The organism is Dyella humi, assembly GCF_044904605.1.
GTDB classification, from domain to species: Bacteria; Pseudomonadota; Gammaproteobacteria; order Xanthomonadales; family Rhodanobacteraceae; genus Dyella_B; species Dyella_B humi.
On record NZ_JADIKI010000021.1, the window covers coordinates 842,244 to 867,445 of the forward strand.

General features: G+C 62.5%; 22 protein-coding genes. 15 read left to right on the forward strand and 7 right to left on the reverse strand.

Annotation, left to right across the window (positions count from 1 at the left end; genetic code table 11):
• The 9 genes from ISP18_RS04405 (at nucleotide 1) to ISP18_RS04445 (ending at nucleotide 12,964) form a co-directional block, all read left to right on the forward strand.
• Nucleotides 1-1,689 carry a M48 family metalloprotease gene (locus tag ISP18_RS04405; RefSeq protein ID WP_380017374.1) on the forward strand — a complete coding sequence of 563 codons (1,689 nt, stop codon included), beginning with the start codon at nucleotides 1-3 and terminating at the stop codon, nucleotides 1,687-1,689.
• A gap of 145 nt (nucleotides 1,690-1,834) precedes the next feature.
• Nucleotides 1,835-2,524 (forward strand): phosphate regulon transcriptional regulator PhoB, encoded by a 690-nt coding sequence (gene phoB, locus ISP18_RS04410; protein ID WP_188792565.1) that lies wholly within the window; start codon nucleotides 1,835-1,837, stop codon nucleotides 2,522-2,524.
• 13 nt (nucleotides 2,525-2,537) lie between these two features.
• Entirely contained in the window at nucleotides 2,538-3,833 is a 1,296-nt protein-coding gene (gene phoR, locus ISP18_RS04415; RefSeq protein WP_380017376.1) for a phosphate regulon sensor histidine kinase PhoR, read from the forward strand.
• 158 nt (nucleotides 3,834-3,991) lie between these two features.
• Nucleotides 3,992-6,142: a polyphosphate kinase 1 gene (ppk1, locus tag ISP18_RS04420; protein WP_380017378.1), complete on the forward strand. Its 2,151-nt coding sequence runs from the start codon at nucleotides 3,992-3,994 to the stop codon at nucleotides 6,140-6,142.
• A 132-nt stretch (nucleotides 6,143-6,274) separates the two neighbouring features.
• Complete coding sequence (locus ISP18_RS04425) at nucleotides 6,275-7,774, forward strand: Ppx/GppA phosphatase family protein (RefSeq protein ID WP_380017616.1); 1,500 nt, start codon at nucleotides 6,275-6,277, stop codon at nucleotides 7,772-7,774.
• Nucleotides 7,775-7,947: 173 nt separating this feature from the next.
• On the forward strand, nucleotides 7,948-8,619 hold the full coding sequence (locus ISP18_RS04430) for a peptidylprolyl isomerase (RefSeq protein ID WP_380017380.1): 672 nt from the start codon (nucleotides 7,948-7,950) through the stop codon (nucleotides 8,617-8,619).
• Nucleotides 8,616-9,341, forward strand: coding sequence for a UDP-2,3-diacylglucosamine diphosphatase (gene lpxH, locus ISP18_RS04435; protein ID WP_380017382.1), 726 nt, complete (start codon nucleotides 8,616-8,618; stop codon nucleotides 9,339-9,341). Before ISP18_RS04430 ends, lpxH begins: the two co-directional genes overlap by 4 nt.
• Nucleotides 9,342-9,637: 296 nt before the next feature.
• Nucleotides 9,638-11,170 (forward strand): collagen-like triple helix repeat-containing protein, encoded by a 1,533-nt coding sequence (locus ISP18_RS04440; protein ID WP_380017384.1) that lies wholly within the window; start codon nucleotides 9,638-9,640, stop codon nucleotides 11,168-11,170.
• Between the two features lie 108 nt (nucleotides 11,171-11,278).
• Nucleotides 11,279-12,964: a ShlB/FhaC/HecB family hemolysin secretion/activation protein gene (locus ISP18_RS04445; RefSeq protein WP_380017386.1), complete on the forward strand. Its 1,686-nt coding sequence runs from the start codon at nucleotides 11,279-11,281 to the stop codon at nucleotides 12,962-12,964.
• Between the two features lie 294 nt (nucleotides 12,965-13,258).
• Here the strand turns inward: ISP18_RS04445 and ISP18_RS04450 are convergent, their stop codons facing one another.
• Together ISP18_RS04450 and ISP18_RS04455 are read right to left on the reverse strand one after the other, a co-directional pair.
• On the reverse strand, nucleotides 13,259-14,245 hold the full coding sequence (locus ISP18_RS04450) for a malate dehydrogenase (RefSeq protein WP_380017388.1): 987 nt from the start codon (nucleotides 14,243-14,245) through the stop codon (nucleotides 13,259-13,261).
• A gap of 69 nt (nucleotides 14,246-14,314) precedes the next feature.
• Entirely contained in the window at nucleotides 14,315-15,514 is a 1,200-nt protein-coding gene (locus ISP18_RS04455) for an aminotransferase class I/II-fold pyridoxal phosphate-dependent enzyme (protein WP_380017390.1), read from the reverse strand.
• Between the two features lie 195 nt (nucleotides 15,515-15,709).
• Here ISP18_RS04455 and ISP18_RS04460 point away from each other — a divergent pair, with 195 nt between their 5' ends.
• The gene (locus ISP18_RS04460; RefSeq protein ID WP_380017392.1) at nucleotides 15,710-15,964 is read left to right on the forward strand and encodes a GlsB/YeaQ/YmgE family stress response membrane protein; all 255 of its coding nucleotides are present in this window, start codon (nucleotides 15,710-15,712) and stop codon (nucleotides 15,962-15,964) included.
• Nucleotides 15,965-16,036: 72 nt separating this feature from the next.
• Here ISP18_RS04460 and ISP18_RS04465 read toward each other — a convergent pair whose 3' ends face one another.
• From ISP18_RS04465 to ISP18_RS04475, 3 genes are all read right to left on the reverse strand, one after another.
• The gene (locus tag ISP18_RS04465) at nucleotides 16,037-16,468 is read right to left on the reverse strand and encodes a YidB family protein (RefSeq protein ID WP_380017394.1); all 432 of its coding nucleotides are present in this window, start codon (nucleotides 16,466-16,468) and stop codon (nucleotides 16,037-16,039) included.
• Between the two features lie 133 nt (nucleotides 16,469-16,601).
• Nucleotides 16,602-17,111, reverse strand: coding sequence for a peptidylprolyl isomerase (locus tag ISP18_RS04470; protein WP_380017396.1), 510 nt, complete (start codon nucleotides 17,109-17,111; stop codon nucleotides 16,602-16,604).
• A gap of 111 nt (nucleotides 17,112-17,222) precedes the next feature.
• A complete protein-coding gene (locus ISP18_RS04475) occupies nucleotides 17,223-18,968 on the reverse strand; it encodes a 3-hydroxybutyrate oligomer hydrolase family protein (RefSeq protein ID WP_380017398.1) in 1,746 nt (581 codons plus the stop codon).
• 146 nt (nucleotides 18,969-19,114) lie between these two features.
• Between ISP18_RS04475 and ISP18_RS04480 the strand changes: the two genes are divergently transcribed.
• Nucleotides 19,115-19,423 carry a hypothetical protein gene (locus ISP18_RS04480; protein WP_380017400.1) on the forward strand — a complete coding sequence of 103 codons (309 nt, stop codon included), beginning with the start codon at nucleotides 19,115-19,117 and terminating at the stop codon, nucleotides 19,421-19,423.
• Between the two features lie 78 nt (nucleotides 19,424-19,501).
• On the forward strand, nucleotides 19,502-19,783 hold the full coding sequence (locus tag ISP18_RS04485; protein ID WP_380017402.1) for a hypothetical protein: 282 nt from the start codon (nucleotides 19,502-19,504) through the stop codon (nucleotides 19,781-19,783).
• Between the two features lie 254 nt (nucleotides 19,784-20,037).
• Here ISP18_RS04485 and iolG read toward each other — a convergent pair whose 3' ends face one another.
• On the reverse strand, nucleotides 20,038-21,045 hold the full coding sequence (gene iolG / locus ISP18_RS04490; RefSeq protein ID WP_380017404.1) for an inositol 2-dehydrogenase: 1,008 nt from the start codon (nucleotides 21,043-21,045) through the stop codon (nucleotides 20,038-20,040).
• Nucleotides 21,038-21,904, reverse strand: a complete 867-nt coding sequence (locus tag ISP18_RS04495; RefSeq protein WP_380017406.1) for a MurR/RpiR family transcriptional regulator — start codon at nucleotides 21,902-21,904, stop codon at nucleotides 21,038-21,040. The genes iolG and ISP18_RS04495 overlap by 8 nt, the downstream gene beginning before the upstream one ends.
• A 237-nt stretch (nucleotides 21,905-22,141) precedes the next feature.
• Here ISP18_RS04495 and ISP18_RS04500 point away from each other — a divergent pair, with 237 nt between their 5' ends.
• From ISP18_RS04500 to ISP18_RS04510, 3 genes are read left to right on the forward strand one after another with little or no spacing between them, the layout of a single operon-like run.
• Entirely contained in the window at nucleotides 22,142-23,188 is a 1,047-nt protein-coding gene (locus ISP18_RS04500) for a sugar ABC transporter substrate-binding protein (RefSeq protein WP_380017408.1), read from the forward strand.
• 46 nt (nucleotides 23,189-23,234) lie between these two features.
• Complete coding sequence (locus tag ISP18_RS04505) at nucleotides 23,235-24,383, forward strand: ABC transporter permease (protein ID WP_380017410.1); 1,149 nt, start codon at nucleotides 23,235-23,237, stop codon at nucleotides 24,381-24,383.
• A 10-nt stretch (nucleotides 24,384-24,393) separates the two neighbouring features.
• Nucleotides 24,394-25,194: an ATP-binding cassette domain-containing protein gene (locus ISP18_RS04510; RefSeq protein ID WP_380017412.1), complete on the forward strand. Its 801-nt coding sequence runs from the start codon at nucleotides 24,394-24,396 to the stop codon at nucleotides 25,192-25,194.
• The last annotated feature ends 8 nt before the right edge of the window (nucleotides 25,195-25,202 follow it).

Consider the following 25,202-nt stretch of genomic DNA (forward strand, 5'->3'; position numbering starts at 1 on the left):
ATGCCGCATCGACACCTCCATAAACGTCTGCTGACCGCGCTGGTCTCGGCCGCCGTGGCATTCGCCGCCGAGGCCCAGGACCGACCCGACGACGTCCGCCTGCCGGACCTCGGCAGCTCAGCCAACGCCTTGATTTCACCGCAGGAAGCGCAGGATTACGGCGCCACGATGCTGCAGCAGATGCGCGCACTGGACATGGTGGTGGACGATCCGCTGCTGGATGACTACATCAACAATCTGGGCTTCCGCCTCGTCGCCAATTCGGCCAAACCCAAGGACCACTTCGCCTTCTTCATCGCCAAGGATCCGGTGATCAACGCGTTCTCAGCGCCGGGCGGCTACATCGGCATCGATTCCGGACTGATCGTGATCACCCGCAGCGAGGACGAACTGGCTGCGGTGATGGCGCACGAAATCGGTCACATCACGCAGAACCATCTGCAGCGTGCCTACGAAGCGGCTAAGAAAGACACCCCGCTGATGGCGCTGGTCGCCTTGGGCGCGATCGCCGCCGGCGGCGCGGCAGGCGGACAGGCCGCGGCAGCCGCGCTACTGGGCGGCCAGGGTGTGCTGATGCAGAAGGAAATCAACTTCACCCGCAAGGACGAAGCCGAGGCCGATCGTACCGGCATCGAAACGCTGTCCAAATCAGGTTATGACCCGAACGCGATGGCCGGTTTCTTCCAGCGCATGGAAGATGAAATGAGCGCCGATTCCGCCATCGACGTGCCTTCGCTGCTACTGGATCACCCCGTCACCGCGCAGCGCATCAGCGACGCCAAGGCACGCGCCGGCGCGCTGATCGCCGCGCAGAAACTGCAACCCAGTGGCAACCTGCTGGACAAGGATCGCTGGGCGCAGCAGACCGCACCGATCGCCTATGTGAAGGATCCCACCGCCCTGCTCACCGCTCGCGGCGCAAGCAAGGGAGGGGCAAACACTTATCTGTTTATGCGCGAACGGGTGCGCGTGTTGTCGAACGATGCGTACCGCATGAGCACCTACTACGCCGGCTTACTCGGCCACCAGGACGGTCGCTACAACACGCCGGAAAACCATTACGGCTATGCCTTGGCGCTGATCCGCAGCGGCCAGGGCGCCAAGGCTGTCGCCCAGCTGCAGCTGTTGCTGGAGAAATATCCTGACAACCTGGTGCTGCGCCTGGCAATGGCGGATGCGCGCCTGCAAGATGGCCAGCGCGCCGCGGCGCTGGAACTGTACGCCGCGCTCAACACCGAATCGCCGCGCAACAAGGCCATCGGCTTGGCGTATGCCACCGCGCTTACGCAGGGCGGCAGCGCGGAACAAGCCACACAGGCCGCCAATCTGCTGCGCCCGATGCTGGAAGACACCGACGAACCGAGCCTGTTCACCGCCTACGCCCGCGCCAGCGAACGTGCCGGCGATACCGTGCGCTCCGGCGAGGCCTACGCTCAGGCGAGCTATCTTTCCGGCCGGCCGTTCGACGCCATGGAGCAGCTCAAGACCCTGCTCAAGCGTAACGACCTGGATTACTACGCCCGCGCCCGCATCCAGGCCCACATCGCCGACCTCACCCCGCTGGTGCTGGAACTGCGCAAGCGGCGGGTGTCCACCGATGACAATCCGGATGGCACCAGTCAGACACAGCAGCAGTTAGGGCCTGGCTGCAAGGGAAGGTTTTGTTTCAACATGGGAGCGGTCCGCTGACCCGATCCGGGGTAGATCGCAGCAAGTAGGGGGCTTCAACCGTGCCAAAAGGCTCATTCGGACAGCAATTTCCTGCTGTGTCATCGCCACGTAACATTGCACCGCTGCAATATTTGCGTCATAGGCCACCCACTCGGAACTTCGCGTGCACAAACGCATCCTGATAGTTGAAGACGAAGCTTCCATCCGCGACATGGTCGCCTTCGCCCTGCGCAAGGCTGGAATGGATACCGCACAGGCCGCTGACGCACGCACCGCGCAGATGTCCATCGCTGAGCAAGTGCCGGATCTGATCCTGCTCGACTGGATGCTTCCGGGCACCAGCGGCCTGGACCTGGCCCGACGTCTGCGTAAGGAAGAGCTCAGCCGCGAGATCCCCATCATCATGCTCACCGCGCGCGGCGAGGAGATGGACCGCGTAAACGGCCTGGAGGCCGGGGTGGACGACTACGTGGTCAAGCCCTTCTCCACCCGCGAACTGATCGCCCGCATCAAGGCCGTGCTGCGACGCAGCCAGGGCGACGACGGTTCGGGCATGGTGGAGCTGGGCCGACTACGCATCGATGGTCCTGCTCATCGTGTCTTCGCCGGCGACGAGCCGGTGCCGATCGGGCCTACCGAATACCGTCTGCTGTATTTCTTCATGACGCATCCGGAACGCGTCTACTCGCGCGCACAACTGCTCGACCACGTATGGGGCGGCAGCGTGTACGTGGAAGAACGCACCGTGGACGTGCACATCCGCCGACTGCGCAAGACGCTCGAGCCGTGGAAGCTCGAGGACATGGTGCAGACGGTAAGAGGCGCCGGCTATCGCTTCTCGGCGAGCCCTTGAGGCAAGCGCCCGCATGAAAACCCTGGTCGAAAGCGCCTGGAAACTTCCCCTCGCGCTGACCGGCGGCTTGTTCGTGGGCGGGTTTGGCGGCTGGCTAGCCAACGGTCATGTAGCCACCGGTGTGGCGTTAGTCGCTTTAGCAGAAATTGTCTTGCTGCTGACGCATTTGCGTCACATCGCTAAGCCCATTATGAGCTTATCGCCCGCCGCCCCAGGCGATGCTCCCTCCGACCCCCGGCATGACCGATTCATGATGCGCTCCCGACGCCTAGCCGCCAACCTGCATGATCTACGCCGTGCCGCAGGCAGCCTGCCGGACGCGATCGTGTTGCTCGACCAGGACCAGCACGTGCGCTGGTTCAATCACGCGGCGGAAAGCCTGCTTGGCCTGCGCCGTCCGCAGGACCGCGGCGTGGTGCTCAAGGAAAGACTGCACAACTCCGAACTGGCCGGCTGGTTGGAAGACCCCTCGCCCGAGCCGCTCAACGACGTAAGCGCGCCGGGCGCGCCCAGCCGCCACATCAACGTAACCCTGCTGCCGTTTGGCCAACGTCAGCGCCTGCTGCTGGCGCGCGACATCAGCCACATGTCGCGGCTGGAGCAGATCCGCCGCGACTTCGTCGCCAACGTCTCGCACGAGTTGCGTACGCCGCTTACGGTGATCCACGGCTATCTCGAACTGCTCGATCCGGAAGACGTGCCGCACCTTGCGCCGGTGCTGAGCGAAATGCGCGCGCAGTCCAAGCGCATGGGTCAGATCGTGGAAGACCTGCTCACGCTGTCACGCCTGGAAACGCAGGATCACGTCAGCGAAGAGCGCGTGCAGATGGCGCCGCTGCTGGCCACCCTGCGCAAGGAAGCCGAGGCGCTGAGTCAGGGTCGTCACAGCATCACGGTCGAAAACGTCGCGAACATCGATCTGCTCGGCTCGCCCAAAGATCTGCACAGCGCGCTGTCCAACCTGGTCAGCAACGCGGTGCGCTACACGCCCACCGGCGGACGCATCACCGTTCGCTGGGAGCGCACGGCCGAAGGCGCGAACTACTCCGTCACCGACACCGGCTACGGCATTCCTGCCGATCATCTGTCCCGACTTACCGAACGCTTCTACCGCGTGTCATCCAGCCGCTCGCGCGACAGCGGCGGCACGGGCCTGGGGCTTTCCATTGTCAAGCACGTGCTTGGGCTGCACCAGGCGCGCCTGGATATCCGCAGCACGCCGGGCCAGGGCTCTACCTTCACCTGCTGCTTCGGCCGCGAGCGGTTGCTTGCGCCAGAGACGCATGAGTCCAGGTCCCTGGAAAACTAACCTCGTCGAAGCAGACTTCTCTCGGAAGTCGCACTCTCTATGGCCGTCATTCCCGCGAAAGCGGGAATGACGACCTGAGGTTGGGTCACATTACAAAACGTTGAACGACTTCTTACAAATGCATAGGCGTAAGCCAGCGCATGAGTAAGAATGTGCGAATGCCTCGTCGCCAAGCCGCCCAACCTGCCGTCAACGAAACCTCCCAGCCCGAGCTGTTCCTGAGCCGCGAGTTGGCCACGCTCGAGTTCAATTTCCGGGTGCTTGCGCAAGCGCGCGATACCAGCATGCCGCTGCTGGAACGCTTGCGCTATCTCAGCATCGTGGCGAACAACCTCGACGAGTTTTTCGAAGTGCGCGTGGCGATGCTCAAGCATCATCACCAGTTCGGCTCGGCCGCACCCGGCCCCGACGGCATGCCATCTGGAGAATTGCTGGCGCGCATCCGCGAGCGCGTGCTCGACTTGGTAAGTGCGCAGTACACCACTTGGCAGGACGAGCTCGGCCCCGCGCTTGCCGCCGAGAGCATCCATTTCCTCACCCGCAAGCAGTGGACGCCGCGCCAACGCCGCTGGCTGCACGGCTACTTCGAAAATGAAGTTTTGCCGGTGCTGTCGCCGCTGGGGCTCGATCCCGCCCATCCGTTCCCGCGCATCCTCAACAAGACCTTGAACATCGCGGTAGTGCTGCAAGGCCGCGATGCATTCGGTCACGAAGGCCACATGGCACTAGTGCGCGCACCGCGCTCGCTGCCACGCATCATCCGCATTCCCAATGAAGTCTGCGGTCCGGGCGATCACTACGTGTTCCTGGCCGAGCTGCTGCAAGCCTTCGTCGACATGATGTTCCCCGGCTTCAAGGTGGCCGGCTCGTATCAATTTCGCGTTACCCGCAACAGCGAGCTGATCGTCGAAGAAGAAGAAGTCGACAACCTGGCGCGCGCACTGGCAGAAGAACTACACGGTCGCGGTTATGCGCGTCCGGTACGGCTGGAAATCGGCGTCGATTGCCCGCAGCCGATCGTGTCGATGCTGATCAGCAACTTTGAGCTGGAAGAAACCGACGTCTATCGCTGCAACGGGCCGGTCAACATCATTCGCGCGGGACTTGTCTACGACGACCTCGACCGCCCCGCGCTGAAATTCCCGCGCTTCACCTCCGCCCTGCCCGAAGCACTCGGCAACGGACGCAAGATCTTCGACGTGCTCGGCCAGCGCGACATCTTGCTGCATCATCCGTACGAGTCGTTCAACGCGGTGGTCGATCTGCTGCGTGAAGTCGTGCAGGACCCGGACGTGCTGGCGATCAAGCAGACGCTCTACCGAGCCGGCAAGGACACACCGCTGGTGGATCTGCTTGTCGAAGCCGCACGCAATGGCAAGGACGTCACCGTAGTGATCGAATTGCGCGCGCGCTTCGACGAGGAAGCCAACATCCGCTTCGCCACGCGCCTGCAGGAAGCCGGCGTGCAAGTGGTTTACGGCGTGGTGGGCTTCAAGACGCACGCCAAGATGATGCTGATCGTGCGCCGCGAGAACGGCCATCTGCGCCGCTACGTGCACCTGTCCACCGGCAACTATCACCAGACCAACAGCCGCCTCTACACCGACATCGGCCTGATGACGGCGAACCCGGAAATCGGCGAAGACCTACACAAGATCTTCCAGCAGCTCTCCGGCCTGGGACCGGTGATGAACTTGAAGCGCCTGCTGCACTCGCCCTTCACGCTGTACAAGAGCGTGGTGGAGAAAATCGAGCGCGAAACCGCGCACGCGCGTAACGGCAAGCCGGCGCGTATCGTCGCCAAGCTCAATGCCATGAACGAATCGCATGTGATCGAAGCGCTGTACACGGCAGCGCAGGCGGGCGTGGAGATCGACCTGATCGTGCGCGGCGCCTGCACGCTGCGGCCGGGTTTGCCGGGCATTTCCGAACGCATTCGCGTGCGCTCGATCGTGGGGCGCTTCCTCGAACACAGCCGCGTGTACTGGTTCGCCAACGATGGCACGCCGGAAGTCTACTGCGCCAGCGCGGACTGGATGGAGCGCAACCTGATGCGGCGCATCGAGGTGGCCTTCCCGATTCTCGATCCGCTGCTGGCAACACGCGTCTACGAGGAAGCGCTCGCCAACTACCTGGCCGACAACACGCAGGCGTGGCTGCTGGACAGCCATGGCAAGTACACGCGCGCCACGCCAGGCGAGGACAAGCCGCACTCGGCACAGGAAACCTTGCTAGTGCAATTGTGCAGCGCCGCTGCTGTCGCGCCTTCGCGCTCGCAGCTTCCTACTAGGCTCAGGGAAGAGGAGTAGCGTTGGAGTGAAAACCTCAACATCCTCATCTTCATGCGCATGAACATGGAGATACCGGGTTGATGCCAGGCTGATACATGCGAGAATCCCCGCCAGTTCGAACAGGAGTCCCGCGTGAGCCTCGGTGACCAGATGCAGATCAAGGATGGCGAGCTGATGGCCGCCGTCGACATCGGCTCAAACAGTTTTCATATGGTGGTCGCCCGCATGGAGCACGGCGAGCCGCGCGTGATCGACCGGCTGCGCGAAACCGTGCGTATGGCCGCCGGCCTGCGCGCTGACGGTACGCTGGATGCAGAACACCGCTCCCGCGCGCTGAACTGCCTGGCCCGCTTCGGCCAGCGCATCGCCGGCATTCCTACCGCCCGTGTGCGCGCGGTGGCCACCAACACGGTGCGCCGCCTCGCTTCGCCGCAGGCGTTCCTCACCGCGGCAGAAGCCGCGCTGGGCCATCCGGTGGAAGTGGTGTCCGGCCGCGAGGAAGGCCGACTGATCTTCCTCGGCGTGGCGCACGATCTGCCAACCTTGCGCGAACCGCGCCTGGTGATCGACATCGGCGGCGGCAGCACCGAATTCATCATTGGCCGCGGCCTAGCGCCGCTGCACACCGAAAGCGTGCAGGTGGGCTGCATCGCCACCACTCAGCGCTTTTTCCCCGGCGGCAAGCTCACTCGCAAACGCTGGCAGCGGGCGCGCGGCGAGATCGGTGTGCTGCTACAGCAGTTCTCGGAGGAATACCTGGAAGCCGGCTGGACGGACGCCTACGGCTCCTCCGGCAGCGCCAAGGCCATCGGCTCGGTGGTGCAAGCCATGAAGCTCTCCGACCACGGCGTAACGCCTTCCTCGCTGGCCACCTTGCGCGATGCCGTGCTCGAACAAGGCCAAATCAGCACGCTGAAGCTGCCCAGTCTGGCGGAAGAACGCGCGCCGGTGTTCGCCGGTGCGGTGGTGATCTTCGAGGCGGCCTTCGCCGCGCTCGGCATCCAGCGCCTGCAGGTATGCGAAAGCTCGATGCGCGAGGGCCTGCTGTGGGATCTGATCGGCCGCGCTGGCGGCACCGATCCACGCACCGCCAGTATTGATGCGCTTGCCAACCGCTATGGCGTGGACCGCGCACAGGCACGTCGCGTGGAATCCACCGCCCTCATGCTGTTCGACCAGGTCGCTCCCAGTTGGAAGCTGGACGCCGAAGCGCGCGAATGGCTGTCGTGGGCGGCGCGCGTACACGAAATCGGCTTGGCCATCGCGCACAGTCAGCATCACCAGCACGGCGCCTACATCCTGCGCAACGCCGACCTGGCCGGTTTCTCCAAGCAGGAGCAGCATCTGCTCGCCGCCGTGGTGCAAGCGCATCGACGCAAGCCGGAAAAGACGGCTTTCTCCAGCTTGCCACAGCGTTACCGCCAGCTCGCCAGACACATCACCGCGCTGCTGCGCCTGGCCGTGCTGTTCCGGCGCGCACGCCGCCCGGAATCGCTGCCGCCGATGCGCCTCGTCACCACCGCGCAGCGCCTTGGCTTGCGCCTGCCCGCTGTGTGGGTGGAGCAGCATCCGCTTACTCAGGCGGATCTGGAGCAGGAAATCACGCCGATGACGGAGCTTGGTCTGACGCTGTCGATTGGAACGGATTGATAAAGCGGGGAACGGCAAGCTTGGCGACAATGCCGTTGACGTCAAGCAGCCGTTTTTGCAGCGCAATGGCCGTTCTGACGTAAAGCCTCACGTTCCATGTTCCTCGTTCCCTGTTCCCCGCTCCAATAAGCCGCGTATCATGCGCGGATATTTCAGCCGTACAGCCCCTTATCATGCCCAAGTACCTGCTGACCGCCCTCTTCCTCGTCGCTCCGCTCGCCGTTGCGCAGACCACCAAGCCGGCCGCCGAGCCTGCTGCACCGGCGGTCGCCAATCCAACAGTGATCGTGCACACCTCGCAAGGTGACATCACGCTGGAGCTCTACGCGGATAAATCGCCCAAGAGCGTGGCGAATTTCCTGCGCTACGTGCACGAAGGCTTCTACGCCGGCACCGTGTTCCATCGCGTCATTTCCGGCTACCTCGTCCAGGGTGGTCTCTACACCGCCGAACTGCAGCCGCGACGCACGCACTCCCCCGTGCCCAGTGAAGCGGACAACGGCCTTTCCAACCTGCGTGGCACGGTCGCCGTCGCGCGCGGTGCGGACCCCAATTCCGGCACGTCGCAATTCTTCATCAATCTGGTGGACGATCGCCGCCTCGATTACGCCGGCAATCAGAACGGCCTCACCTGGGGCTACACCGTATTCGGCAAAGTAGTGAAAGGCATGGACGTGGTGGACAAGATCGCCGGCCTGCCAACGCGTGCGCAAGGCCCCTTCGCCGCAGACGTGCCCAATCCGTTAGTGGCGATCGGGAGCGTGAACGTGATCGGCGAAGAAGCACCGGCTGTACCTGCCTCCACAGCAAAACCTGCCGTCGCTACACCACGCAAGTCGAAATGAGCACGCTGTTCATTTCCGACCTGCATCTGGACGACAGCCGCCCGCACATCACCTCGCTGTTCGAACACTACCTGGCCGGCGACGAAGTGCGCCGCGCGGATGCGCTGTACATCCTCGGCGACTTAGTCGAGGCATGGGTCGGCGACGATGACGATGCGGAATTGCCACAGCGCATCGCCCGGGCCACCGGCGCCGTGCGTGACGCTGGCGTGCCGGTGTACTTCATGGTCGGCAATCGTGACTTTCTGCTCGGCGAAACGTATGCCGCGCGCGCCGGCCTCACGCTGGTCGAAGACGGCGCGGTGCACGATCTCTACGGCACGCCGACTCTGCTGATGCACGGCGATGTGCTATGCACCGACGACGTGGCGTACCAGCAGATCCGCCGCCAGGTGCGCTCACCAGAATGGAAACAGCAGGTGCTGTCCATGCCGCTGGAAGCGCGTCGCGCGCTTGCCGCGAAGGCGCGTGCAGAGAGCCGCGCCCACACCAGCAGCGCCCAGGAAACCATCATGGACGTCAACGCCGACGCCGTGGCCCAAGCCATGCGCAATGCTGGCGTGAAACACCTTATCCACGGGCACACTCATCGCCCCGCCGTTCACCATTTCGAATTGGACGGCCAGACGGCCGAACGTATCGTGCTGGGCGACTGGTACGAACAGGGCTCGGTGTTGCGCGTATCGCCCGAAGGACGCGAGTTGCGCGCCATTCGGGAATAAATCGTGCCAACAAAAACGGCAATCTGTATGCATTTTCGGAAATAGCGCACCACGTCACGCAATGTAACGTCGGGCTACACGGATTCTCCACAATCCATTCACCTGTGTGCACGCAGGATCAAGACGCCCGATCCCACTCATGTAGGCATTCAGGCAATCCACACTAGGGGTCCCAAGCTACGAGCGTCGCCGGCGTGCATGAGCCGGTCGGGGGGATTGATGTCTACTTTCACTGGCGCATCCAAACAGGCGCAACGCCTGCGCTGGAACGCACCGCGTTCAAGGAGTGATGAGTCATGCGTAGCGTATCTTCGGGCAACATTTTCAAGCAGACCCTTCTGGCCAGCTTGATCGCAGCAACCGTCTTGTCTTTGGCGGCGTGCAGCGGATCAGGTTCGGTGCGCAGTTCGTCGGGAGGTCTAGGGGTTGGTCCTGCAGGCAGCGGATCGAGTAGCAGCGGCAGCTCTGGATCGGAAGGTTCGGGTACTTCCGGTAGCAGCGGCAATAGCGGCACGGGTAGCAGTGGCAGTGGTAGTAGTGGAACAGGTACGGGTACCGGCAGCGGTTCCGGCTCGGGCAGTGGTGGTATTACCGGCACAGGTGGTAGTGGTAGCGGCAGTGGTGGCAACGGCAGTGGTAATGGAGGAAGTGGTGGCGGTAATGGAGGCGGCGGCGGTGGTAATGGCGGCTCCGGCACGCCGCAACCTTCCAACCTGATCGGCAGCGTGGCCACTGGCGCGGGTGGCGTGGTATCGGGTCTTGGCGGTGCCGTCAGCACTGTCGGTTCGCAACTGACCAATCAATCGCTATTGGGCAACAACGCCCTTACACAAGGATTGAGCGGTGTCATTGCCAACACCGGCAATGCCGTTGTCGCACTGGGTAGTGGCGTAAGCAGCGGGCTCGGCCAGATCGGCAACAGCAGCGATCCGGTCGGCACCACAGTACAAAGTCTGGGCGGCGTCGTGAACGACTCCGGTAAAGCCGTGAACGATCTCGGCCAGACAGTGGCCAGCGTCGGTTCTTTCCAGGGTTCGCCGATCCAACCGATCACCTCCACGCTCGGTGGCGTGGTATCGACCGTCGGCAACGATGTTTCGGCGGGCAGCACGCCACTCGATCACACCTTGAGCACCGGATTAGTGAAGACGGTGACGCAAGCCGTCAGCAACACGGTGACGCCCGTAGCGACGCTGGGTCAAAGCAACACTGCCGGCGGCGGCAATCTGGTCGCAACAGCGTCGCAGGTGGGCGGCAACGCCACCAGCGGCGTGGGTAGCATTGTTTCTGCGGTGGGCGCACAGGTGGCCAGCACGGGTTCCTCGGTGCCCGGTGCATCACCTGTCACGCAGTTGGTGGGCAATACGGTGCAAGGTGCTGGCAGTGCCGTTACGACGCTTGGCAATGGCGTTACTGCCGGCCTCGGTCAGTCGGGCAGCATCAGCAATCCGGTAGGTGTCACCGCGGCAGGTGCCACGAACGCAGTCACCGGCGTTGGCCAGACGCTCGCAAGTACAGGCCAAGCGCTTGCCAGTGCCACAGGCTCTGGTACGGCCTCGGGACTTAGCCCGGTGACCAGCCTCGTCGGCAACGTCGTCACTACCGCTGGCAATACGGTCGCTTCGGTAGGCAGCGGCGGTACGGCCGGTGTCAACGGCGCCTTGCAACCGGTCACGCAAACCGTGAGCAACGTGGTCAATGGTGTGGCCAGCCTCACCGGCACCAGCGGCACGGGTGGATTGATCGGCGCGGCGACCGGCAGCTCCTCATCGAGCAGCAGCAACAAAGACCAGGGCCTGCTCGGCTTGCTCGGCAAGCACAGTCTGTAACTGACACGACGACAGCGATGAAGCGTTGAACGGAGGCGGCTTACCGGCCGCCTCCGCCTTATCGGTGTGAACTCTTTTCGCGCCTGAAACTGCAAACAGGGGCATCGCATGAAGGCATGGATCGGCCCAGCTCTCGGCGTCTCAATCGTGATGTCGATGCCGGCGGAGGCACAAGTGCGTCCGCCGGTAACCGCCAACCCACTGCAAAACCTGCCACGCGTGGAAACGCCGGTGGCGCCCAAGGTCACTACCGAAGTACAAACTCGCGCGGCCAATCCGCGTCTGGCCGCACTGCTCGCTACATCCATCACGCCGAGGCGTTTCGACGTGGTCGGTGTCCACGCGGTGCCGTTCAAGGAAGTCGCTGCGCTGTTCAGCCCGATGACCGGCAAGACAGTGCACGTTTCCGATGTACTCGATGCGGCGGCGAAAATCAGCGCCGTCTACAAGGCGCATGGTTACGCCCTCTCGTTCGGTTTTGTGCCCACGCAGGATTTTGCCAACGGCGACGTGCACATCATCGTGGTAGAAGGCTACGTGGCGGAAGTAGACGTCCATGGCGACGCGGGCAACGTCGAACCGAAAATTCGCGCGATCGCCGCGCACATCGCGAAAGACCGTCCGCTGCGGCAGAAAACCTTCGAGCGGTATCTGCAAGTGTTGGGCATGCTGCCAGGCGTGCATATCGATGCGAACGTACCAGCGCCCACCACCACGGATGGCGCGACCCGCCTGGTGCTCACGGTGAAGCGCTCACGCTTCAATGCCACCACCGGCATCGATTTCAATCATCCTGGCGTGCAGGGCCTGACCAGCGTGACAGAAAACGGGCTACTGCCGTTCGCCGAGCAAATCGGCTTCTCCATCCTGCTCCCGCCCGGCCCGGGCCATCAGCACCTGTATTCGCTCAGCTATCTGCAGCCATTGGCCTCGGACGGCGCGATGCTGCACTTCAACGGTTCGCACTACCAAGGCAATCCGAATACCGACAACCAGCTGCCCTACTACCTGCAGCAGACCTTGCACCAGGATCAGTTCGCGCTTTCCGTCAGCTACCCACTGCTGTTGAACAACCACACCAATGTCACCGCAACCGGCGGTGCTTACGTCACCACGCTCACAGAGACGTACACCAACACCATCACCGGTGCACGCCTGATCCAGCACGACGGCCTGCGCGTCTTCAACGGCAAGCTGGACTACCTCAAGGCTAGCGACACGAGCGTGCAGAAGATCAACCTGGAGATTGCGCGCGGCATCGATGGTCTTGGTGCCAACGCCAGCGTGGTGACTCGCTTCGGCAATCTCGTGCTGGTCTCGCCGGTCGACCCGACCTTCACACGTTACGACGCTACCTTTCTGCAAAGCGACGTATGGCCACATCGCTTCGGCACGGTTTTCAGCATCACCGGGCAATACAGCCACAACACACTGCCGACCACCGAGCAGGTGAGCTTCGGTGGTCCACGCTACGGCTTGGCGTACGATCCCGGCGAAACCGCCGGCGATAGCGGCTGGGGCGCATCGTTCGAAGTGAACCAGCATTACGACTTGTCCAACCGCTGGGTAAGGCAAGTTACACCGTATGTGGTCACGCAGTTGGCGCGGGTGTATCTCAACGTCGGCGCGCCCGCACCTGCCAAACTCGGTTCTGCCGGCATCGGCGTGCGATGGACGGATAAGCACTACTATTCGTTCGATCTCACCGTGGCGCAGCCGGTGGGCGACAAGCCGCTGGGTACTACGCATCGCTCGCCGCGGGTGAATTTCGCTTTTAGCTATCAGCTGCGCTGAGGCATCCCATTTCCCTCACCGTCATTCCGGCGAAGGCCGGACGGAGCGCGAAGCGCGGAGAACGTCCGAAGGACGGCCCCGAAGGGGTGAGCGAAGCGAATCATCCAGTGCAAATACGTTGTGCGAAGCACTCAATACAAAAAGTGTTGTGTCCTTCGGACGCGTATTCAAACTGGATTCCGGCCTTCGCCGGAATGACGGTGAGGCAAGAACGAACCTACTTACCAAATTGATGCCGTAAAAAAACGGCCACCCTCACGGATGGCCGTTCGTTTGGCGATGCGAAGCCGTGAATTACTTCTTCGCAAACAAATGCTCGACGCCAGCGCGCTCTTCACGCAGTTCCTTGTCGGTGGCTTCCATACGGGCACGCGAGAAGTCATTGATCTCCAGGCCCTGCACAATTTCGTACTTGCCGTTCTTCACGGTTACCGGATAGCCGTAGATCACGCCTGGTTGGATGCCGTACGAGCCGTCGGACGGAATGCCCATCGACACCCAGTCACCTTCCGCGGTGCCGAGTGCCCAGGTGTGCATATGATCGATCGCGGCGGACGCGGCCGAAGCAGCGGAAGAGGCGCCACGCGCCTTGATGATGGCCGCGCCGCGCTGCTGCACGGTGGGGATGAAATCCTTCTCGTACCAGGTCTGGTCGACCAGGCTGAGTGCAGCCTTGCCGCCCACAGTGGCGTGGTGCAGGTCCGGATACTGCGTGGAGCTGTGGTTGCCCCAGATGGTGACCTTCTTGATGTCGGTGGTGTGCTTGCCGGTCTTCTCGGCGAGCTGCGATAGCGCACGGTTGTGATCCAAGCGCACCATCGCGGTGAAGCACTTCGGATCAAGACTTGGCGCATTCTGCTGTGCGATCAGCGAATTGGTGTTGGCCGGGTTGCCGACCACCAGCACGCGCACGTCGCGCTTGGCGTGATCGTTCAGCGCCTTGCCCTGCGGCGCGAAGATGGCGCCGTTGGCTTCCAGCAGATCCTTGCGCTCCATGCCCGGGCCACGCGGACGCGCGCCGACCAGCAGCGCGTAATCGACGTCCTTGAAGGCAACATTCACGTCATCGGTGGCGACCACGCCGGCCAGCAGCGGGAAGGCGCAATCGTTGAGCTCCATCACCACGCCCTGCAGCGCGGGCAGTGCCGGGGTGATTTCGAGCAAGTGCAGAATTACCGGCTGATCTGGACCGAGCATGTCGCCGGCGGCGATGCGGAACAGCAGGGCGTAACCGATCTGGCCGGCTGCGCCGGTCACGGCAACACGAACGGGGGCTTTCATCGTGGCAACTCCTTCAGGTGCATAAAATGACAAAGCCCGCATCGTAGCGACGCGGGCCGTAAAAAGAGGTCAAGTCAGCTCGGCGAAGAACTCGGCGATGCGCGCAAGGCCGGGTTCGAGCTGAGCCGTAGGACAGGTATAGGAAATACGCATGGCGCGCGGCTCGCCGAACGCCGAGCCGGGCACGCAGGCCACACCTTTTGCGCCCAACAGCGCGGCGCAGAAATCCACGTCGGTCTCGATGCGCGTGCCGTTGTGGCTTTTGCCGAACGCCACCGAGATATCCGGGAATGCATAGAAGGCGCCTTGCGGACGCGGACACACCACGCCCGGAATCTGCGCCAGCGCGGCCAGCACTACATCGCGTTTCTGTGCGAATTCCTTGCACTTGGCCTGCGGAACATCCTGCGGGCCACTGAAGGCGGCGATGGCCGCGGCAGCGATCACTTCCGGCACGCTGGTGATGTGATTGGAATTGAGCGTGGTTACTGCCTTGGCCACGTTTTCCGGCCCGGCGATCAGGCCCACGCGCCAGCCCGGCATGCCGTAGGTCTTGGACACCGAATCGACGAAGATCAAGCGATCGCGCAGGCCCGGCTGCGAAAACACAAAGTTGTGATAGCCGATGCCATCGAACACCATCGAGTTGTAGATGTCGTCGGTGATGATCCACGTATCTGGATACTGTGCCAGCACGTCCGCCAGCGCCGCGATTTCCTCGCGCGTGTAGACCATGCCGGTGGGATTGGACGGATTGTTGAACAGGAACACTTTCGGCTTGCGCGCCAGCGCCGTTTCCAGTTGCTGCGGCGTGAGCTTGTAGTGCTGCTCCGGGCCGCAATGCAGCACGTTGGTTTTCGCGCCCACGATGTCGGCGATGTCGTGATAGGTGGTCCAGTACGGCGCGGCGAAGCAGATCTCGTCTCCTTCGTTGAGCAGCGCTTCGGCCAGGTTGTACAGCACCTGCTTGGCGCCGATGCCCACCGACAGGTTCAGGCGCCCATAACCGGTAAAGCCGAGCGCCTCGATGTGTTTGAGGAAGGCATCCAGCAGCGCGTCGGAGCCGCGGTTACTGCCGTACTGGCCGCTGTCATGCGAAAGCGCTTCACGAGCCGCCGCGTACACGTGTTCGCCGGGCAGGAAGTTAGGTACGCCGATGGAAAAGCTGATGATGTCGCGACCGGCGGCCTTGAGCTGCTTGGCCGTTTCGGCGATGACCATGATCGCGCTGGGTTTGGCACGACCGACGCGTTGAGCGAGCTGGGGCATGGCTTTCCTCGGGGGTACGGGACAGCAAACCGGCGGATTTTAGCATGCGGCGCTGCGTCAACCGGAGGGGCAGCGGATACAGACCCAGAAAATTCCTATTGCGTCGACATGCTGCACTGGCATGATGGCGCGGGACCGCCTTAAGGCGGTGGGGTGTCACGACCAACCTGCAAGGCTCTGACAAAGGGGAAGTCCATGTTTCATATCATCTGGTCCATCATCGTCGGTTTCGTCGTCGGCCTGATTGCACGCTGGATCGTGCCCGGCGCCGAGCACTATGGGTTCATCATGACCACCGTGGTGGGCATCGTCGGTTCCGTGATCGGTGGTTTCATCGGTACGTTGTTCAGCAAACCCACGCCCGGTCAGAAATTCCACACAGCGGGTTTTCTGCTGTCGATCGTCGGCGCAATCATCCTGGTGTACCTGCTGCGCTTCATCCAGCACTGATATCTCAGCGCTCAATGGACGTAAAAAAAGCACGGCGGGGGAATCCGCCGTGCTTTTTTGTATGCACTACGCTCAGGCTGTCTTCGAGGCGAGCAGCTTTTCGGCCAGACCGCCCAACATGGAAAGATCGAAACCGCCACCACCGTTCGACGGCACTTCACCGTTCGGTGTGAGGTGATCCACCGCGTGCGGCAACACCTGCGCGAGCTGACCAACCAGTTGGCCGGGATCCACGCCGAGCTTGCCGGCCGCGTTGTTCACCACCGAATCCAGGCCAGACTTCTGCAGCACTTCATTGAGCTGATCACCGGAAATGGCCTGGTTCACACCCGTGCCGACCCAGGATTGCACCGCTCCGCCCAGACCGTGCTGCTGCAACGTGCTGGTCAGACCCTGCACGCCACCGGCCTGCTGGATCAACGCCCCGGCTACCGATATCAACGAATTGCCGCCACCGCCCTGATTTCCGCCCAACAGACTGCCCAAGCTATCGAGTAACGACATGGCCGTGCTCCTTTGAGAAAGATCCAAGCCTGCCGATTCTATGTCGACGCGGGCTACACAGTCGTAACAGTGGCGTGAAAACGCGTCTGATATCGTTCCCTCTCCCCGAAGGGGAAGAGGGAACTAGCAACCTTCAGCCGCGCTGATCGAGCACCGCGTTCCATTCCTTCACACGCTCGGCCTGGGCGGCCAGCAGGGCGTCCACGTCACCTTCCACGGTGACCTTCTCGATCGCGTCACCCTGTTTGATCGCATCGACCACCTTCTGGTCTTCGGCGCCAACCACTTCGCCGAACACGCTGTGCTTGCCGTCCAACCAGGGCGTGGCGCCGTGGGTGATGAAGAACTGGCTGCCGTTCGTGCGCGGACCGGCGTTGGCCATGGACAGGATGCCCGGCTTGTCATGGCGCAGTGAGGTATGAAACTCGTCCTCGAAACGATAGCCCGGACCGCCGCGGCCGCTACCCTCGGGGCAGCCGCCCTGGATCATGAAGTCGGGGATGACGCGATGGAACGCCAAACCATCGTAGTAGCCGCGACGCGCCAGGTTGACGAAGCTCGCTACCGTCACCGGCGCCTTGTCGTCATGCAGGCGCAGGTGGATCGGGCCGCGGTTGGTGGTGATCGTGACTTGGATGGTCATGGATATTCCTTGTGGTATTGAACAAACGTGCGCCCCGGAAACACAGGGTGCCGAACCCACAAGAATACCCCCAAGAACGCCTCAGGCGTAGGTCGGGGTGAGAACCCCAACCTACATGCCGAGCATGCTCGCTTGCAGCTCACCTGTACCGCGTGCAGTCCCTGCCGGTACCGGCAGTTCCGCCGGCCAATGCTGCGCCTGGAACAGATGCGCCCACAGCCGATCAAGCGCTGCATAGCCATACGGCAGCAGCGGCAGGTGCTTGTCGCCAAAGCCGGGCAGCGCGAGGAAGGCATCGAAGTGCTGTGCATGCGGCACCTTCCAGTACAGCGGCTGGCGCCCTTCTGCATGCAGCCATGCGATATACGGTTCCGAAGTGAATGCCGTGGGCAGCAGGCCATCGTCGGCGCCATGCAATACCCACATCGGCAAATCCTTGCGCGGAAGCCGCGCCGCCAACGCCTGCACCGATGCATGCAGTGCGCGCGCATCCGCATCGTCACTCGTCCACAGCTTGCGCAGGCAGGCGATGCCGGCAAGCTGCGGGTCGGCGCTTTCATCGATACCGCCGAACAGGCCGATGCCGTTGCCGGGTGGAATACCGGAACCGTCCGCCCACCAGCTTGCGCGCATGGCTTCGTCGGCCACGCCCGGCTTGCCGTTGATGATGGCCGCATAGCGATAGCCGCATGGCATGTTGTCAGCGTCGCGGCGCAGATACGCCGATGCATACGCTGCGCTGATCACGCGCCACAGATCCAGCGCGGTCGATGACGCGGCGGTGGCCATGGCTTGATCTGTCCAGCCGGTGCCACGCAAATGCTCGTACGCTTCGGCCGCTTGCTGTTCGGGCGTAGCGGTTTTCAGCAAACCTTGTGCATGCAGGCTTGCGCAGCGCGTCGCCCATGCAGCGTGCGGCGCGCCCTGCGCATCGCGTGCGAACGGCGTGGATGCAAAGCGTGCATCCATCAAGGCGCAAGGCAGCCACATCGCCGCTTCGGTCGCGTAGTCGTACAGCGCGCGTCCGTGGTTCGGCGTGTGCACGTTCGGTTCCAGGGCCACTACGCCGGCAAGCATGTGATGCTCATCCAGCCCCGCCGCCTGCAGCACTGCGCCGCCGCCATTGGAAAGGCCGGTCGCGATAATCTTGGTGTTCTGCGGTGTGAAAGGCGCCTGATCCGGAAACGCGCGATCCAGCATCGACAGACCAAACTGTGCAGCCTGCAACACATGGCGACCCCAGTCGGCTTCCGGGTTGTCGCCCGAATGCGCGTGCTTGAAGGCAATACCCTCGCTTTTCGTCGCGGGCGGTTCGAATTCCAGCATCGTCGTGCTGCGCTTCGCACGTTCGCCATTCAAGGCGACGCCGCTGTTGTCGGCATAATCGAAATAACCGGAACCTGTGCCCTTGTCCGTGTACGCAACCGCACAACCGCGAGGCAGGCCCCACGCACCGGCCAGCGCGATCGCGCCATAGATGCCACGCGAACCGGACGAAGCCGTCACCACCAGGCAGCGATGCGCTTTGTCGAAATGATCAGGCACCTGCACCATCACACGATGCGACGCATGCGCACCGGGAATCTTCGCGAAAGCCTGATATTCCCGCCCCGGCACCGCGGGAACGGCGCCGTAGACCGTGCCGTATCCACCCAGCGGGCCGAGATCAGCGATGCCCTTCCAACTCATCTGGATCGCGCGACGACGCAATTCCTGCACGGTGGGCTGCGCCGGGTTCGCAAACGGTGCGGGCGCTCCCTTCAAACCTTCCAGGCCAAGGCCCGCACTGAGCAGATCATCATGGTCGCGATGCGTGGTAACGCTCACCTCACCCTGCACGAATTCGATTCCTTGCATCGAAGGCTCCGTCGCAAATGCCTGCGCAGCGCAAGCGAAAAGGGCCAGTGCGGCGATGCTCGTCACGGGATTGCGGATATTCATCCGCCTACCATAGCAAGCTCGCACAGCCACGCCATCGTACGAAAGTACAACATGCCGAATCAGTGACGTCACTGACCGGCATCACCGGCTCGGCCTCCGGCGGCATGAGCATCGCACTTGCCGCGATGGCAGAGACATTCGTGCAGAACGCGAAGGCGGCGGGTATTCCGATGGACGTGTTGCATCGCGTGGCTGCGATGGCTTCGGGCGGCATGGACACGCTGCCACACAACGGCGCGGTGATCACCTTGCTGGCGGTCACGGGGCTGACACATCGGCAGTCGTATCGGGATGTGTTTGCGGTGACGCTGATCAAGACGGCGGCGGTGTTCGTGGTGATCGGCGTCTTTTATGTGACCGGCCTGGTGTGACAGCGCACATCCGCTTGCACGCTTGCGATCGTCATGCACGCCAGTCATGCTTGCGCGTTCTCATCACGCGGAGCTGTCATGTCCAAGCAAACGAACATTCTGCAGATTCTTCCCGCCACCGGCTGGGTCGCTGTCTACGACGAAAGCGGCGAGGAAAGCGCCGCGGCGCTGGTCTGTTTCGCCTTGACCGAAACGCTCGACAACGGCAACAAGCAGCAGGAAGTGCGCCCAATGTGCGCCAATGGCAAGCGCATCGTCTTTGCCGATGAAATCACTCACTTCCTGCGCGTCGAAGAGCTGTCCGAATTCGCCGAAGACGAAGAGGATGACGAGGAAGAAGAGGACGACGCCGAGGCCTGATCGGCATCGAAGCGAGGTAGCACGTAACTCTCCTTGGCCGTCATTCCCGCGAAAGCGGAGGCGCTTTTCAACAGCGAAGCTGGTCAATCCATCTTCGCTTTTGTATCAGAGCAACATGGATTCCTCGCTCCTCAAAGCCGAGCACATCCATGTGCTCTCCCCGCGTACCCGCTTTCGCGGGAATGACGGCCACGGAGCTATGTTCTATACCTATTGACGATTTTCGATTCCCTTTCCTATTGTGGCGCACCACTCTAAACAGAGCACTCCAGCGCTCTACCTTCGCGCCATGACTGTGTCGCCAGCTCCGCGAGTTCCAGCGCCTTAATGCCGTCCTCGATGGTGGTGCGCACCGGCGTGCCGTTGGCGAGCGCATCGAAAAAGTGTTCGATTTCCAGCGCGTACGCATCGCGGTAGCGCTCCAGGAAGAAGGCTTCCGGCTTGTCGCTGCTGATCGCCTGCTCGCCCCACGCAACGACCTGCGTCGGCCGCACATTGCCGGCCTGCAGCAGGCCCTTGCTACCAAGTACTTCGAAACGCTGGTCATAACCGTAGGCAGCGCGGCGCGAGGTGTTGATCTGGCATAGCGCGCCATCACGCGTGCGCAAGGTGACGGCGGCGTGAGAGATGTCGCCAGCAGCTGCGACCTCCGGCAGGTTCGGCGAAGCGCCAGTGGCGTGCACGCTGACCGCTTCGCCGCCAAGGATCCAGCGAAAGATGTCGAAGTCGTGGATCAGCATGTCCTTGAATACACCGCCTGAGCGCGCGATGTAGGCAGCCGGCGGTGGCGAAGGATCGCGGCTGGTAACCACCAGCATTTCCGGCGTACCGATCTCGCCTGCATCCAGTCTTTGCTTGAGCGCGGCAAAGGTGGGATCGAAGCGTCGCTGGAAACCGATCATGCAAGTCACGCCGGCTTTCTTCACCGCCACGGCACAAGCGCGTGCGCGCTCCACATCAAGGTCCACCGGCTTCTCGCAGAAGATCGCCTTGCCGGCGGCGGCGGACCGCTGGATCAGATCGGCATGCGTATCCGTGCTCGAACCGATCACCACGGCACGGATCGCCGGATCGGCCAGCGCCTGCTCCACGGTAGCAACGGCAGCACCGTGTTTCGCAGCCAGCTCTTCAGCGAAGGGTGCGTGCACGTCGACCACGTAGCGCAATTGCGCGTGCGGATGACGCGCCAGGTTTCCGGCGTGGATCTTGCCGATGCGACCGGCGCCAAACACCGCTACGCCGATACGTTGCGAATCAGTCATCGTATTCTCCGGGATGCGAGGTCTCTTCGACCTTCAGTTCGAGTTTGTAAGCCAGTGCCACGAACAGCGCCTGGCAAAGACAGATGGTGCTGGTGAGTGCGCGGAAGGCGAACGCGCTGCCTTCGTTGACCTTGAGCAGTGCGGAGGCATCGCGCGCCAGCGGACCCAGTGCGCTGTCGGTTACCGCCAGCACCTTAGCTTTGTGCTGATGGGCAACCCGCGCGCAATAGAGAGTTTCCTTGCCGTAAGGCGGGAAGCTGATGGCGATCAGCACATCGTTCTTGCCGATGCTGCGGATCTGCTCGCGAAACATGCCACCCAGTCCACTGACCAGATGCACGCGTTTTTCCGTGTGTTGCAGGGCGTAGGCGATGTAGCTGGCGATGCCGAAAGTGCGGCGCACCGCAATTACGTAGATATTCTCGGCCTTCACCAACAGATCGACTGCCTCGTCAAAAGCCTTGCTGTCGAACTCGCCGGCCAGTTCGTCGAGGCCGGCACGGCTGGCGTCGATGAAGCGCAGGGCCATCTGCGCCGTGGTCATCGGTGCACTTTCGTCGGCGATCACTTTGCGGATGCGCTGTTGATAGCTTCGTGCCGGCGTCACAGCTTCGGTGTAGGCGCTGCGAAACACCGTTTGCATCTCGCTATAGCCCGAGTAGCCGAAGCGCTGGGCGAAACGCACCACGGCCGAAGCGTGCACGCCGCAGCCGTCGGCCACTTCATTGATGCGCTGGACCATGATGTTGGCGCGATGCTGCTCGATGTACGTGGCCACACCCTGCAATTGGCGCGGCAGCTCGTCGTACTCGTCGGCGATCCGTTGCAACAACTCGTCCACCGGATTGCGTTTGCTCATGACCATTTCCTGCGATGGGTATCCGCCGCCCCGCCAAGAAGGCGCAAACCAAGCGGCGCGCCATGTTATGCAACAGATAGAATTTTTCTTCCAGTTTTTTCTATGTTGCAATGCAAATTGCAAAATCGGGATCGGCGTTCCTATTCTCGGCCTCTCTGACCCGGCGCCGCTCCGCCTGGATGCAGCGCTACCCGATAACCGCCGGCCGGGATGCCGACCTGCTCGAGGAAAGGCTTTATGCGCGTATGGAAATGCTCTCTGTGGCTGGCGGCTCTCATGGTCGCCGGCGCGGGTCTGTCGGCATGCAGCGGCAAGAGGGAGGCTCCGCAGAGCAGCGAACGTTACGTGCTGATAAGCCACGCACCCGACTCCGATTCATGGTGGAACACCGTGAAGAACGCCATCAAACAGGCGGGCGAGGATTTCGACGTGCAAGTGGACTATCGCAACCCACCAAACGGTGACTTGGCCGACATGGCCCGCCTGATCGAGCAGGCTGCTGCGCGCAACTACGACGGAGTGGCTTTCGACATCGCCGATTTCGACGTGCTTTCCAAACCCGCTGTGCGTGTTACCGCCAAGGGCATCCCGCTCGTCACCATCAATTCCGGCACCGCCGAGCAGAGCGCCAAGCTGGGCGCGATCATGCATATCGGCCAGCCCGAATACGACGCCGGCAAGGCCGCCGGCGAGCGCGCCAAAGCGGCAGGCGTCAGTTCGTTCCTGTGCGTGAATCACAACACCACCAACGTGGCCGCGATGGAGCGCTGCAAGGGTTTTGCCGATGCCATCGGCGCCGATCTACATACGTCGATGATCGACACGGGCGTTGACCCCACCGTGGTCGCCAGCAAGGTGGGCGCCTACCTGCGCAACAACCCGAATACCCAGGCAGTGCTGGCACTGGGCCCGAATTCCGCTGAACCGACTATCCAGACGCTGCAGCAGATGGGTCTAGCCGGCAAGATCTACTTCGTCACTTTCGACCTATCGCCCGCGATCATCCAGGCCATCAAGCAAGGCACGGTGAACTTCGCCATCGACCAGCAGCCTTATCTGCAGGGCTACATGGCGATCGCGGCGCTGGTGATCGCGCACCAGGACAAGACCAAAGACCCGGCAGCGATCGTCGCCAAACTCCAGAGCAACCCGAAGTTTCAGAACCGCTTGAAGGAATACGGGCTGGAACCTGTCTACAACAAGGATGGCGTGAGTTCCGGCCCCGCCTTTGTCACCAAGGACAACGTAGCAACCGTCGAGAAGTACGCAGGCCAATACCGCTAAACCCGCGAACCGTATCGTCGAACGCTTCACTACAGGTACGTAAACCATGAGTGCGACCTCCCCCGACATGACCATCGAACTCGGCCACAAGAGCTCAACCACCGCCAGCGGCGACGAACGCGTACGGCGCATTTCGCCCTGGCGTGCCCTGCTGCATCGCCCGGAGGTCGGTTCCATCGCCGGCACGCTGTTGGTCTTTGCCTTCTTCGGCGTGTTCGCTGGCGACTCGGGCATGTTCAACCTTGATGGTGTGATGAACTGGGCCCAGGTCGCCGCCTATCTCGGCATCATCGCGGTCGGCGCTTGCGTGCTGATGATCGCCGGCGAGTTCGATCTATCGATCGGTTCGATGATCGGCTTCGCCGGCATGATGATGGCGGTGCCTTCGATGTTCATGGGCTGGCCGATGTGGGCGGCGATGTTGTTCGCCTTCGCAGGCTGCATGGCGCTGGGTTGGCTCAACGGTTATCTGGTGGTGCGCACCAAGCTGCCAAGCTTCATCGTCACCCTCGCCTTCATGTTCATCCTGCGCGGACTTACTCTGGTGCTGTCCACGCATTTCTCCAACAGCACGATCGTCAGCGGCGTCGGCGAGAGCGTGACGCGGGATCCGGTAGTGCACGCGCTGTTTCAAGGCAGCACGCTGCAGGGCGTGTTCGGCTGGCTGGCCAGTGTCGGCCTGATCGACAAGCTGCCCAATGGCGCGCCGGTGGTAAACGGCCTGCCCAAGGTGATGCTGTGGTGGCTGGTGATAGCGGTGGGCGCGGGTTTTGTGTTGTCGCAAACACGCTATGGCAACTGGATCTTCACTGTAGGCGGCGACGCCAACGCCGCCAAGAACGTTGGCGTACCGGTGAACCGCGTGAAGATCAGCCTGTTCGTGTTTACTGCGTTCTGTGCCTGCCTGTTCGGCGTGCTGCAGGTGGCCGACGTGGGCTCCGCCGCTGCGGATCGCGGCCTGCAGAAAGAATTCGAGGCGATCATCGCGGCCGTCATCGGCGGCACGCTGCTCACCGGCGGCTACGGCTCAGTGCTGGGTGCTTGCTTCGGCGCGCTGATTTTCGGCGTGGTGCAGATCGGCATCTCCTATACCAACTTCGATTCTGACTGGTACCGCGTTTTCCTCGGCGCGATGTTGTTGCTGGCGGTGCTGTTCAACCACTACATCCGCTCGCGCGCGGGCAACGGCAAGTGAGGGCATGGTCATGACTACCGATGGCAACGACTACATCCTCCAGTTGGAAAGCATCAGCAAGTTCTTCGGCACCGTGATTTCGCTGCAGGACGTAACCCTGCGCCTGCGTCGCGGCGAAGTGCATTGCTTGCTCGGTGACAACGGCGCCGGCAAATCCACTTTGATCAAGACCCTGGCCGGCGTGCATCGGCCGAACAAGGGCCGTTATCTAATCGAAGGCAAGGAAGTGCAGTTCAAATCCCCTCGCGAAGCGCTCGACATGGGCATCGCCACGGTCTACCAGGACCTGGCCCTGGTGCCGCTGATGAGTGTGGCGCGCAACTTCTTCGCCGGCCGCGAGCCGATGCGCAAACTGTTCGGCGTGATTCCGGTGATGGATATGCGCCATGCGGCGGAAGTCTCCGTCGAGAAGCTGGCCGAGATGGGCATCCACGTGCGCTCGCCGCACCAGCCAGTGGGCACCATGTCCGGCGGTGAACGACAGTGCCTGGCGATCGCCCGCGCGATTCACTTCGGCGCCAAGGTGCTGATCCTCGACGAGCCCACGGCCGCACTCGGCGTCAAGCAGAGCTGCAACGTGCTCAAGCTGATCCACACGGCGCGGGCGCGCGGCATTTCGGTCATCTTCATCACACACAACGTGCACCACGCCTACCCGATCGGCGACAGCTTCACCCTGCTCAACCGCGGCCAATCCATGGGCACGTTCACCAAGAACGAGATCAGCAAGGAGCAGGTGCTCGACATGATGGCCGGCGGCACCGAGATCCAGAGCCTGGTCGATGAACTGGAAGGCCGCGCCGCAGCCTGAGCGCGCCT

Excerpts from the sequence above, each read along its gene's own strand:
- ISP18_RS04405 (WP_380017374.1), top strand. The coding sequence starts at position 1 with ATGCCGCATCGACACCTCCATAAACGTCTGCTGACCGCGCTGGTCTCG.
- ISP18_RS04440 (WP_380017384.1), top strand. The coding sequence starts at position 9,638 with ATGCGTAGCGTATCTTCGGGCAACATTTTCAAGCAGACCCTTCTGGCC.
- ISP18_RS04425 (WP_380017616.1), top strand. The coding sequence starts at position 6,275 with ATGCAGATCAAGGATGGCGAGCTGATGGCCGCCGTCGACATCGGCTCA.
- ISP18_RS04505 (WP_380017410.1), top strand. The coding sequence starts at position 23,235 with ATGAGTGCGACCTCCCCCGACATGACCATCGAACTCGGCCACAAGAGC.
- ISP18_RS04445 (WP_380017386.1), top strand. The coding sequence starts at position 11,279 with ATGAAGGCATGGATCGGCCCAGCTCTCGGCGTCTCAATCGTGATGTCG.
- ISP18_RS04475 (WP_380017398.1), bottom strand. The coding sequence starts at position 18,968 with ATGCAAGGAATCGAATTCGTGCAGGGTGAGGTGAGCGTTACCACGCAT.
- ISP18_RS04460 (WP_380017392.1), top strand. The coding sequence starts at position 15,710 with ATGTTTCATATCATCTGGTCCATCATCGTCGGTTTCGTCGTCGGCCTG.
- ISP18_RS04470 (WP_380017396.1), bottom strand. The coding sequence starts at position 17,111 with ATGACCATCCAAGTCACGATCACCACCAACCGCGGCCCGATCCACCTG.
- ISP18_RS04465 (WP_380017394.1), bottom strand. The coding sequence starts at position 16,468 with ATGTCGTTACTCGATAGCTTGGGCAGTCTGTTGGGCGGAAATCAGGGC.
- ISP18_RS04485 (WP_380017402.1), top strand. The coding sequence starts at position 19,502 with ATGTCCAAGCAAACGAACATTCTGCAGATTCTTCCCGCCACCGGCTGG.
- ISP18_RS04510 (WP_380017412.1), top strand. The coding sequence starts at position 24,394 with ATGACTACCGATGGCAACGACTACATCCTCCAGTTGGAAAGCATCAGC.
- phoR (WP_380017376.1), top strand. The coding sequence starts at position 2,538 with ATGAAAACCCTGGTCGAAAGCGCCTGGAAACTTCCCCTCGCGCTGACC.
- ISP18_RS04500 (WP_380017408.1), top strand. The coding sequence starts at position 22,142 with ATGCGCGTATGGAAATGCTCTCTGTGGCTGGCGGCTCTCATGGTCGCC.
- ISP18_RS04430 (WP_380017380.1), top strand. The coding sequence starts at position 7,948 with ATGCCCAAGTACCTGCTGACCGCCCTCTTCCTCGTCGCTCCGCTCGCC.
- ISP18_RS04495 (WP_380017406.1), bottom strand. The coding sequence starts at position 21,904 with ATGAGCAAACGCAATCCGGTGGACGAGTTGTTGCAACGGATCGCCGAC.
- lpxH (WP_380017382.1), top strand. The coding sequence starts at position 8,616 with ATGAGCACGCTGTTCATTTCCGACCTGCATCTGGACGACAGCCGCCCG.
- ISP18_RS04455 (WP_380017390.1), bottom strand. The coding sequence starts at position 15,514 with ATGCCCCAGCTCGCTCAACGCGTCGGTCGTGCCAAACCCAGCGCGATC.
- iolG (WP_380017404.1), bottom strand. The coding sequence starts at position 21,045 with ATGACTGATTCGCAACGTATCGGCGTAGCGGTGTTTGGCGCCGGTCGC.
- ISP18_RS04450 (WP_380017388.1), bottom strand. The coding sequence starts at position 14,245 with ATGAAAGCCCCCGTTCGTGTTGCCGTGACCGGCGCAGCCGGCCAGATC.
- ppk1 (WP_380017378.1), top strand. The coding sequence starts at position 3,992 with ATGCCTCGTCGCCAAGCCGCCCAACCTGCCGTCAACGAAACCTCCCAG.